At 62.8% G+C, this 10,700-nt stretch carries 11 protein-coding genes; 5 read left to right on the top strand and 6 right to left on the bottom strand.

The window, feature by feature from the left end; all coding sequences use genetic code 11:
- Nucleotides 1–357: 357 nt before the first annotated feature.
- The 6 genes from CFE47_RS24275 to CFE47_RS24250 form a co-directional block, all read right to left on the bottom strand.
- The gene (locus CFE47_RS24275; RefSeq protein WP_286840978.1) at nt 358–921 is read right to left on the bottom strand and encodes an NUDIX hydrolase; all 564 of its coding nucleotides are present in this window, start codon (nt 919–921) and stop codon (nt 358–360) included.
- A 2-nt stretch (nt 922–923) separates the two neighbouring features.
- Entirely contained in the window at nt 924–1,676 is a 753-nt protein-coding gene (locus CFE47_RS24270; protein WP_185710648.1) for a GntR family transcriptional regulator, read from the bottom strand.
- A gap of 114 nt (nt 1,677–1,790) precedes the next feature.
- On the bottom strand, nt 1,791–2,276 hold the full coding sequence (locus tag CFE47_RS24265) for a flavin reductase family protein (protein ID WP_185710649.1): 486 nt from the start codon (nt 2,274–2,276) through the stop codon (nt 1,791–1,793).
- A 12-nt stretch (nt 2,277–2,288) separates the two neighbouring features.
- Nucleotides 2,289–3,770, bottom strand: coding sequence for an aldehyde dehydrogenase (locus CFE47_RS24260; protein ID WP_286840976.1), 1,482 nt, complete (start codon nt 3,768–3,770; stop codon nt 2,289–2,291).
- Nucleotides 3,767–4,600 (bottom strand): alpha/beta fold hydrolase, encoded by an 834-nt coding sequence (locus tag CFE47_RS24255; RefSeq protein WP_286840975.1) that lies wholly within the window; start codon nt 4,598–4,600, stop codon nt 3,767–3,769. Before CFE47_RS24255 ends, CFE47_RS24260 begins: the two co-directional genes overlap by 4 nt.
- A gap of 43 nt (nt 4,601–4,643) precedes the next feature.
- On the bottom strand, nt 4,644–5,234 hold the full coding sequence (locus CFE47_RS24250; protein ID WP_049708911.1) for an amino acid synthesis family protein: 591 nt from the start codon (nt 5,232–5,234) through the stop codon (nt 4,644–4,646).
- Between the two features lie 230 nt (nt 5,235–5,464).
- On the opposite strand from CFE47_RS24250, the gene ltnD reads away from it, so the two are divergent.
- The 5 genes from ltnD to otnI all read left to right on the top strand — a co-directional run bounded on the left by ltnD (nt 5,465) and on the right by otnI (nt 10,667).
- A complete protein-coding gene (gene ltnD, locus CFE47_RS24245) occupies nt 5,465–6,370 on the top strand; it encodes an L-threonate dehydrogenase (RefSeq protein ID WP_286840972.1) in 906 nt (301 codons plus the stop codon).
- A 10-nt stretch (nt 6,371–6,380) separates the two neighbouring features.
- A complete protein-coding gene (gene otnK, locus CFE47_RS24240) occupies nt 6,381–7,673 on the top strand; it encodes a 3-oxo-tetronate kinase (protein ID WP_286840970.1) in 1,293 nt (430 codons plus the stop codon).
- Nucleotides 7,670–8,314: a 3-oxo-tetronate 4-phosphate decarboxylase gene (gene otnC, locus CFE47_RS24235; RefSeq protein ID WP_286840968.1), complete on the top strand. Its 645-nt coding sequence runs from the start codon at nt 7,670–7,672 to the stop codon at nt 8,312–8,314. The genes otnK and otnC overlap by 4 nt, the downstream gene beginning before the upstream one ends.
- A gap of 91 nt (nt 8,315–8,405) precedes the next feature.
- Nucleotides 8,406–9,866: a GntT/GntP/DsdX family permease gene (locus CFE47_RS24230; protein ID WP_286840967.1), complete on the top strand. Its 1,461-nt coding sequence runs from the start codon at nt 8,406–8,408 to the stop codon at nt 9,864–9,866.
- A 15-nt stretch (nt 9,867–9,881) separates the two neighbouring features.
- Nucleotides 9,882–10,667 (top strand): 2-oxo-tetronate isomerase, encoded by a 786-nt coding sequence (gene otnI / locus CFE47_RS24225; RefSeq protein ID WP_286840965.1) that lies wholly within the window; start codon nt 9,882–9,884, stop codon nt 10,665–10,667.
- Nucleotides 10,668–10,700: the final 33 nt, after the last annotated feature.

The following is a 10,700-nucleotide window of genomic DNA, read 5'->3' as shown; positions in this document are numbered from 1 at the left end:
AGACGCCCCGTTAAACCACGCTGGCTGAACGCAGGCTTGAATCCGTGGGTAACCCGGCAGGACGCCGGGTTAGCCGCGCTGGGCCAAGGATGGCCCATCGCGGCGGCCCACGGATTCAAGCCGGAGTGAGGGCATGTCGAGCCTAGGCGAGACACCGAGTGGTGGGGCGAAGCGTTTTGCTTACTTTTGCGCTTTTCAAAAGTGAGCCGCTGTAAGAGCGGAACCCATATCAGCCTTCACCTAAATAACGGATATGTACTCCGACCAAAAGGCTTAGCGCCCAACACATAGCTATCGCAGCGATGCGGCGACCCGACAAGCCAGCTCCCACATTTTGAATTGTGTCCAACCGGGAGATCAGCGGATGAAATGGATCTTGCCGCTGTCGTCATTACCGATGTAGATGCCATACACCCCGGCCTGCCGCTCCTCGATATACCGCTCGAGAATCTGCCGGATCGCCGGGTAGTAGATGCTCTCCCAAGGAATGTCCTCGGGTGCAAAGAATTTGTAGTCCAGCGTCTCCGGCCCAAATTGCCCGGTGATCTCCAGCGCAATGGCGCGAAAGATGATGTACACCTCACTGATCTTGGGCACGCTGAAGATCGAGTAAGGCGAGACGATTTCCGCCCGCACGCCGCTTTCTTCCCACACCTCGCGCAACGCCGCCTGCTCAGTGGTTTCACCCCCTTCCATGAAACCAGCCGGTAGCGTCCAAGTGCCGGGGCGCGGTGGGATCGCGCGTTGGCACAACAGGTACTTGCCGTCCTGCTCAATGATGCAGCCGGCAATGATCTTCGGGTTGATGTAGTGGATATAGCCGCAGCCCCGGCACATCAGGCGCTCATGGGTGTCGCCCGGTGGCAGCTGGTGACCTAAGTCACTGCCGCCGCATTTCGGGCAAAAGCTGGGGCTGAACACGGTCAGTGACCTATGCGCGGTTCTTTGAGGGCGATGGGCAGGGTGATCTCAGGGACCTTGCCGGTCTCTTCCTGTTTGCGCTTGAGGTAGTCCAGGGCCACGGCGGCGGCGGCGCGCACGTGATCGACGCAGGCCTGGTGGGCGGCCAGTGGGTCGCGGCTCTTGATTGCCTCGACCATGCGTTCCATTTCCTGGTTGCTGGCGCCACGGCGGTTTTCCTGGGACACCGAGGTGGCACGCAAGTAGCTGATACGCGCCTGCAACTGGCGCAGTTGCGTGGCGGCAACGTGGTTGCCCGAGCCTTCCAGCAGTACGTCGTAGAAGCCCTGCACCGAGTCGATCACCTGCTGCAACTCACCGTCCTTGAGGGCCTTGCGGTTGTCGTCCAGGGCTTTTTCCAGGGCCTTGATGTCCTTGGCCTTGGCGCGCAGGGTGAACAATTGCACGATCAAGCCTTCGAGCACGCAACGCAGCTCGTAGATGTCGACCGCGTCGGCCAGGGTGATGATTGCCACCTGTGGGCCCTTGGCATCGGCGAATTCCACCAGGCCTTCGGACTCCAGGTGACGCAAGGCTTCACGCACCGAGGTGCGGCTGACGCCGAGGCGGTCGCACAGGTCGCGCTCCACCAGGCGGTCGCCTGGCAACAGTTGGAAGTTCATGATCGCGCTGCGCAGTTTCTCCAGCACGATTTCCCGCAGGGTGACCGGGTTGTGATTGACCTTGAAGCTGTCGTCGAGTGGCAGGCGTTTCATGGGGTCTGCTCTGTATGTAACGGTTAACTGGGGGCCGATCGTGGGCCTAAATTGTCGGCGAGTTTATCACGCGGCGTCCTTTAAGCGACAAACCCTCACGACCCCCGGCGCGCCTCAGGCCAGGGCTGGCAAAGGCCCAAGCTTGCCCTTGTGGTAGATCATCGGCGTGACCGGTTGCGCGGGCAGGATCAGGTTCTTCACCGCGCCGACGATGATCGCGTGATCGCCGCCGTCGTACTCGCGCCACAGCTCGCACTCGATGATCGCCGTGGCCTTGGCCAGCAGCGGATTGCCCAGCTCGCTCAGGTGCCACTCGATGCCCTTGGCCTTTTCCTTGCCCTTGCCGGCAAACGCGTAGGCTTCGGCGGTTTGGTCAGCGGACAGCAGGTGAATCGCAAAGCGCTTGCTGTCGCGCAGGATCGGGTAAGTGTCGGACGCATAGTTGGGGCAGAACAGCACCAGCGCCGGGTCAATCGACAGCGCACTGAATGCGCTGGCCGTGATACCGACGATGCCGCCGTCCGGGTCGAGGGTGGTGACCACCGTGACGCCAGACGGGAACGAGCTCATCACGTCTTTGTAAATGCCGGGTTCGATCATGGAGTTGGCCTCTTAACGCATCACAAAAGGATCAGGCATCGGTGCCTGGGACAGGTTGATCCACACCGTTTTCAGCTCGGTGTAGGCCAGCACCGAATCGATGCCGCTTTCGCGTCCATAGCCACTGTTCTTGAAGCCGCCAATCGGCGCCATGGCCGACACGGCGCGGTAAGTGTTGACCCAGATGATGCCTGAGCGCACGTCACGGGCCAGGCGATGGGCGCGGCCGAGGTCGCGGGTCCAGATGCCGGCGGCGAGGCCAAACTGTGAGTCATTGGCGATGGCCAGGGCTTCGGCTTCGTCTTTGAAGCGAATGACCGAGGCCACTGGGCCGAACACTTCTTCCTGCATGATCTTCATCGAGTTGCGGTCGCATTCGAACAGCGTCGGCTCATAGAACCAGCCTTCGCCCAGGTTCTGCGGGCGTTTGCCGCCGGTACGCAGGCGAGCGCCTTCGGCAATCGCGTCAGCCACCAGGCCTTCGACCACCGCCAGTTGCTGCGCGGTGGCCATGGGGCCCATTTCGCTGGCGTCGTCCTGGGGGTTGCCGATGCGGATGCGTTGGGCACGCGCCACCAGGCGTTCGACGAATTCGTCGTAGATTTCATCCTGCACCAGCAGGCGCGAACCGGACACGCAGCTTTGCCCGGACGCGGCATAGATACCGGCAATCGCACCGTTGATGGCGCTGTCCAGGTCGGCATCGGCGAAGATGATGTTCGGCGACTTGCCGCCCAGTTCCAGGGACAGCTTGGCGAAGTTCTCCGCGCTGCTGCGCACCACATGGCGAGCGGTGGCTGCACCGCCGGTGAAGGCGATCTTGCGCACCAGCGGGTGGCGGGTGAGGGCGGCGCCGGTGCTGGGGCCAAAGCCTGTGACCACGTTGACCACGCCCGCCGGAATGCCTGCTTCCAGCGCCAGACGCGCCAGCTCGAGAATGGTCGCCGAGGCGTGTTCCGAAGGCTTGATCACGATGGTATTGCCCGCCGCCAAGGCCGGGGCGAGCTTGATCGCGGTCAGGTACAGCGGGCTGTTCCACGGAATGATCGCGGCAACCACGCCCATGGCTTCGTGCACGGTGTAGGCAAACAGGTCAGGCTTGTCCAGCGGCAGGGTGCCGCCTTCAAGCTTGTCGGCCAAGCCTGCGGTGTAGTGGAAAAACTCCGGCAGGTAGCTGACCTGGCCACGGGTTTCGCGGATCAGCTTGCCGTTGTCGCGGCTTTCCAGTTGGGCCAGTTGCTCTTTGTTCTCGGCGATCAAATCGCCCAGGCGGCGCAGCAATTTGCCCCGCGCCGTGGCGGTGAGGCCACGCCAGGCCGGGCTGTCGAAAGCCGTTTGCGCGGCCTGCACGGCGCGCTCCACATCGGCTTCATCCGCGTCGGGCAGTTGCGCCCAGGGTTCGGCCAGCGCCGGGTTGAGGCTGTCGAAGGTCTTGCCGGACAGGGCATCGACCCATTCACCGCCGATGCACATCTGGAAGCGTTCAAGCGTCATGCAACGATCCCCTTTATTGGATTGTTTTGGGCGTACACCGTGTCAAGAAAGCCCAGCAGCAACTGGTTGACCAGGCGCGGCGATTCTACCGGCATCATATGCCGTTGCTCGGCCAGCACCGCAACGGTGGCGCCGGGAATTCGATCGGCCAGTTGCCGGGCCATTTCCGGCGTTGAGCCGGGGTCGAGTTCGCCGGTGGCAACCAGGGTGGGCGCGCGCAGGCTCTTGAGGTCGTCGGCGCGGTACATGTCCTGGGTTGCAAACAGCTCGTAAGTCGTGAGGTAGCCCTGTGGGTCGTTGCCCGCCAGGGTTTCGCGCAGTGCCGCGATTTGCGCCGGGTTGGCCGCCTGGTATTCACGGCTGAACCAGCGTGACAGCGCAGCTTCCGCGTTGGCGTCCGGCCCGTGTTCGGCGGCCTGGGCGGTGCGGGCGATCACGCCGGCACGCTGCTCGGGGCTGCGGTTGAATACACTGTTAAGCACCACCAGGCCTTTGAGGCGTTCGGGGTAATGCAGGGCAAACGCTCGGGCGACCAGGCCGCCCATGGAAAACCCGATCACCGTGGCCTGCGGCAGCTCCAGGTGATCGAGCAGTTCCAGCAATTGGTCGGCATAGCCCAACAGGGGCGTGCCGGCGGCCGGGCGCGGGCTGGCGCCATGGCCGAGCATGTCGTAGGTGATCACGCGGTAATTCGTGGCCAGGCCAACGACTTGCCCGCCCCACATTTCTTTATTCAGGCCCACGCCGTGGATCAAAACCACAGGCTGGCCTTGGCCGGTCGCCAGATAACTGGTGCCAGCCGGGGTGCGTTCAGCGGTGAGCCGAATCATGGAGCGCTCCTGCATGCCTTTTTTATTGGGGTGCCTGCCGTGCTTACTGAGCCTTTTCGGCGGCCAGTTCTTCCAGGTCGATGTAGCGGTTGCCGATGCGTGGGTGCAGGCGGCCGCCATCGGCGCAACCCAGTACCACGACGATTTCGTCGGCACGCGGCGCGTCTTCGATCTGCATTTCCAGGGTGATGTAGTGCGAGCGCAGGCCTTCGTCGTCCTTGTGCATCATCGGGATCTGGATCGAAGTACCCGGGCCGCCACGCTTGTTGGTGAAGCTCAGGTAACTCTTGGCTTTTACCGCTTCACGGTAGTGATTGCCGAAGCGCAGGGTGTGGATGATTGCCGAGGCGTGCTCGATCTCGCCATCAGCCCCGACTACCGCTGCTTTACCGTACGCCTCAATGTTCTCGGCACCGCCGATGATGCCCACCAGGCGCTCGACCATCAGTGCGCCGAGGTCGGAGCAGTTGGCACGGATTTCCGGCTTCAGGTCTTCGACAAAACCACGGCCCAGCCAAGGGTTTTTCAGCACGACGGCCAGGCCGACCATTTTCACTGGGGTGTCGGAGGCCTTGCCGCCTTCGATAAAGGTTTCTTCTACATAGCTGACGATTTTGCGGATTTCGAAACTCATGAGCTGCTCCATCTGAGGTGGGGTGGTTTGCGTATGATGGTATACCATAATACGTAAAGCACAAGCGCCACCGATGAGTTCGCTGATGGACGTGGTTGTGAAGTGCGATGTTAAAAAATGTTAAGTAGAAAAAATACTTCACATAATCTGTTCATTGGTGGATGATCGACTCCAATTCCAACGCGGCTCGCCGGTGTGGTGTCTGCCGCCGTTTTCCCCTGGAGTACCCCATGAATAATAAGAATGTCGGTGTTGTTGGTCTGGGCGCGATGGGGCTGGGCATTGCCCGCTCGCTGCTGCGTGCCGGCTTTAAGGTGCATGCCTGTGATGTGCGTGACGCCGTCACCCAACAATTCGCCAACGAAGGCGGGGTGGCGTGCGCGTCACCGGCGCAAATGGCCGAAGCCTGTGATGTGATCATCACGGTGGTGGTCAACGCCGAGCAGACTGAAACCGTGCTGTTCGGCGAAAACGGCGCCGTAGCCGCAATGCGCCCCGCCAGCCTGGTGATCGGTTGCGCCACCGTTGCACCCACTTACGCCGTAGAGCTGGGCCAACGCCTGGCTGATCAAGGCCTGCTCTATATAGACGGGCCGATCTCCGGCGGCGCGGCCAAGGCCGCGGCTGGCGAAATGACCATGATGACCTCCGGCCCGCAAGCTGCGTATGCCAAGGCCGAAGCCGTACTGGCAGGCATGGCGGGCAAGGTCTATCGCCTGGGCGATGCCCATGGCCTGGGCTCCAAAGTCAAAATCATCAACCAACTGCTGGCCGGCGTGCACATCGCTGCTTCCGCCGAAGCCATGGCGCTTGGCCTGCGCGAAGGCGTGGACGCCGATGCCTTGTACGAGGTGATCACCCACAGCGCCGGCAATTCCTGGATGTTTGAGAACCGCGTGCCGCACATTCTCAAGGCTGACTACACGCCGCTGTCGGCGGTGGATATTTTCGTCAAGGACCTCGGCCTGGTGCTGGATACCGCACGTGCCAGCAAATTCCCACTGCCGCTGTCGGCCACGGCGCACCAGATGTTCATGCAAGCCTCCAGCGCCGGTTTTGGCCGCGAGGATGACTCGGCGGTGATCAAGATTTTCCCCGGCATCGATCTGCCAACCGCCAAGCCCGACTCTGTTTAAGGAACGCGTCATGACCACTGCCAACGCGCGCCCCTTGCTGGGCTGCATCGCCGACGATTTCACCGGCGCCACCGACCTTGCCAACATGCTGGTGCGTGGCGGTATGCGCACGGTGCAGAGCATCGGCATCCCGAGTCGCGAAGTTGCGGCCGGGTTGGATGCGGACGCCATTGTCATCGCCCTCAAGTCCCGTACTACGCCAGCCACCGAGGCTGTGGAGGAATCCCTCGCCGCGCTGGCCTGGCTACGTGAGCAGGGCTGCGAGCAGATCTTTTTCAAGTATTGCTCCACCTTCGATTCCACCGCCGCCGGCAATATCGGCCAAGTCAGCGAAGCGTTGCTCAAGGCTCTGGACAGCGATTTCACCCTGGCGTGCCCGGCATTCCCGGAAAACGGCCGCACGATTTTCCGTGGACATCTGTTTGTGCAGGACCAGTTGCTCAGCGAATCCGGCATGCAGCATCACCCGCTGACGCCGATGGGCGATGCCAACCTGGTGCGTGTGCTGCAAAGCCAGACCCAGTTGTCGGTCGGCCTGTTGCGCTATGACAGCGTGGCGGCGGGCGTAGACGCCACCCGCCAGAAAATCGCCGAACTGCGCGAGCAAGGCGTGGGCATTGCCATCGCCGATGCGTTGTCGGATCAAGACCTCTACACCCTGGGCAGCGCCTGTGCCGACCTGCCGTTGCTGACTGGCGGTTCGGGTCTGGCCCTGGGCCTGCCGGATAATTTTCGCAGAGCGGGCAAACTGCGTGACTTCGATGTGGCGTCGTTACCGGTGGTAGGCGGTGGCGAAGTGGTGCTGGCCGGCAGTGCGTCGGTGGCCACACTCGGCCAGGTCGCAGCTTGGCGCGAGGCCGGTCGCCCGGCGCTGCGCATCGACCCGCTGGCTGTGGCAGCCGGTGAACCGGTGGTGGCACAGGCCCTGGCGTTTGCCCGCGACAGCGCGCAAACCGTGTTGATCTACGCCACCAGCACCCCGGAAGAGGTCAAGGCAGTGCAGCAGCAACTGGGTGTCGAACGCGCGGGTGCCTTGGTCGAGGACGCGTTGGGCGAGATTGCCCACGGCCTGCGCGAAAGCGGCGTACGACGCTTTGTGATTGCCGGCGGCGAAACCTCCGGTGCGGTGGTCAAGGCGCTGGGCGTGAACCTGCTGCAGATCGGTGCGCAGATTGATCCGGGTGTGCCTGCTACGGTCAGCAGCTCTGCCGAACCGCTGGCGCTGGCGCTGAAATCCGGCAACTTCGGTGGCCGCGATTTCTTCGCCAAAGCCCTTGCGCAACTGGCCGGAGGTGCCCAATGAGCGGCATCGACGAACAGGCCCAGCGCGAAGAAATCTGCGACGTCGGCCACAGCCTGTACCTGCGCGGTTATACCGTCGGCAGCGCGGGCAATATCAGTGCGCGCCTCGATGATGGTTGGCTGATCACCCCGACCGATGTGTGCCTGGGGCGGCTGTCACCCGCCGCTATCGCCAAGGTCAACCTGAAAGGGGAGTGGGTGTCGGGCGATAAACCGTCCAAGACCCTGGCCCTGCATCGCCAGGTGTATGACCGCAACCCGACGGTGGGCGGTGTGGTGCACACCCATTCCACGCACTTGGTGGCGTTGACCCTGGCGGGCGTGTGGCGCGCGGACGATATCTTGCCGCCGCTCACGCCGTATCAGGTGATGAAGGTCGGGCACATTCCGTTGATCGGCTACCAGCGCCCCGGTTCGCCGAAGGTCGCCGAACAGGTCGCGTTACTGGCCAACAGCGTGCGCGGCGTGATGCTCGAACGGCTGGGGCCGGTGGTTTGGGAAAGCTCGGTAGCCAAGGCCAGCTACGCCCTGGAAGAACTGGAAGAGACCGCACGCCTGTGGTTGATGAGCAACCCGCGCCCGGCGCCATTGGACCAGGCCGCTTTGGATGAACTGCGCGAGACGTTCGGCGCGCACTGGTAACACCCACACCGCACGCGTTGCCCCGAGCACCTGCCCAGGCGTTCGACGGCCCCGGCTTGCTTGAAAAACAATAACAACAGGACATTCTCGAATGAGCCCACTGATTTTGATGTTGACCGCCGGCGCCGGTATCGCGCTGCTGCTGTTTCTGGTCCTCAAGTACAAATTCCAGCCGTTTGTTGCGCTGATGCTGGTGAGTATCGTGGTGGCGCTGGTAGCCGGGGTGAAGCCCGCCGACCTGGTGGCAACCATCGAAGGCGGCATGGGCAAGACCCTCGGCCACATCGCGATCATCATTGCCCTGGGCGCGATGATCGGGCGGATCATCGAGTTGTCCGGCGGCGCCGAAGCCCTGGCCAAGACCCTGATCGAACGCTTCGGCAACCGCCGCACGCCGCTGGCGCTGACCATCGCCGGGTTCATCATCGGTGTGCCGGTGTTCTTTGAGGTCGGGGTGATCATCCTGATGCCGCTGGCCTATGGCGTGGCCCGCCGGGCGCGCAAGCCGCTGCTGGTATTTGCGTTGCCGATGTGTGCGGCGCTGCTCACCGTGCATGCGTTTTTGCCACCGCATCCGGGTGCCGTGGCCGCCGCCAGCCAACTGGGCGCGGACTTGGGCCGGGTGCTGATGTTCGGCCTGCCGATCACCGCGTTGCTGTGCTACATCGGCTACCGCGTAGCGGGGCGCATGACGCGTCGCTTCTATCCGATGACCGACGATATCCGCGCTGAGGTGTATGGCCCTCATGTGACCAACGCCGACTTGCAGGCCTGGACCAACGGCACCGAGCACACCGTGCAACAGTCCGCCGTGGCCGAGTCGCATAGGGGCCTGGAAGAATCCACCAGTGCCATCGCCGCCAAGCTGCCTGCGGCTCCTGCGCCGGGTTTTGGACTGATCGTCAGCCTGATCCTGCTGCCGATTGTATTGATCCTGTTGGGCACGTTGGCCACTTCGCTGCTGCCGATCGAGTCGACCTTGCGCGGGGTGATGACGGTACTCGGTGCGCCGCTGGTGGCGTTGCTGATCGATACCTTGCTGTGCGCCTGGCTGCTGGGTTCGCGCCGTGGCTGGAGCCGCAGCCAAGTGTCTGACGTGATTGGTTCGGCGTTGCCGGGCGTGGCCATGGTGATCCTGATCGCGGGCGCCGGTGGCGTGTTCGGCAAGGTGCTGGTGGACACCGGCATTGGCGCGGTAGTCTCCGACATGCTGCGCACCACCGGCCTGCCGGTGTTGGCCCTGGGCTTCTTGTTGACCATGTTGCTGCGTGCGGTGCAGGGTTCCACCACCGTGGCGCTGGTGACCACGGCCGGGATCATCAGCCCGTTGATCGTCACCCTCAACCTCACGCCCAACCATATGGCGCTGTTGTGCCTGGCCATGGGTGGTGGCGGGTTGGCGATGTCCCATATCAACGATGCCGGCTACTGGATTTTCACCAAGCTGGCCGGGCTTAATGTGGCCGATGGTCTGCGTACCTGGACGGTGATCACCACGTTGCTCGGCACCTTGGGTTTCCTGATTACCCTGCTGATCTGGCCTTTTGTCTGACCCCTGGGAGTTTTTATGCCTCGTTTTGCTGCCAACCTGAGCATGCTCTACCCGCAACACGACTTTCTCGACCGCTTCGCGGCGGCGAAGGCTGACGGTTTTGACGCGGTGGAATACCTGTTTCCCTACGACTACAGCGCTGCCGAAATCAAGCAGCGCCTGACTGACAACGGCCTGGTCCAGGCGCTGTTCAACGCGCCGCCGGGCGACTGGGCGGCGGGGGAGCGGGGCATTGCAACCTTGCCTGGGCGTGAGGCCGAGTTTCGTATCGGCTTCGACCGGGCGCTGGAATACGCCGCCGTCCTGGGCAACGACCGTGTGCATGTGATGGCGGGTTTGCTGCCGTCCGAATCGCTGCGCCAGCGTCACCACGCCGTGTACCTGGAAAACCTCGCCTACGCCAGCGCTGCGGCGGCCAGGGTTGGGGTCACGGTCTTGCTGGAGCCGATCAACACCCGCGACATGCCGGGTTTTTTCCTCAATCGCCAGGACCAGGCCCAGACCATCTGCCGTGAAGTGGGGGCGAGCAACCTCAAGGTGCAGTTCGATTGCTATCACTGCCAGATTGTCGAGGGTGACGTGGCGACCAAGTTGCGTCGGGATTTCGCGGGGATTGGCCATATCCAGATTGCTGGCGTGCCGGACCGGCATGAGCCGGATTTGGGCGAGCTGAACTATGGGTATTTGTTCGAGCTGATGGACCAGTTGGGTTATAGCGGTTGGGTCGGTTGCGAGTATCGGCCGAAGGGGGATACCTCGACTGGCCTGCAATGGCTGCGAGATTGGAAGGCGACCCGATAACCGAGCCGAATGTGGTTTGAATGTGGGAGCTGG

Origin of the sequence: Pseudomonas sp. PGPPP1 (genome assembly GCF_002255865.1) — a bacterium.
GTDB classification, from domain to species: Bacteria; Pseudomonadota; Gammaproteobacteria; order Pseudomonadales; family Pseudomonadaceae; genus Aquipseudomonas; species Aquipseudomonas cremoris.
The sequence above is the reverse complement of the archived record's forward strand: the minus strand, read 5'-3'. Positions and strand labels throughout refer to the sequence as shown.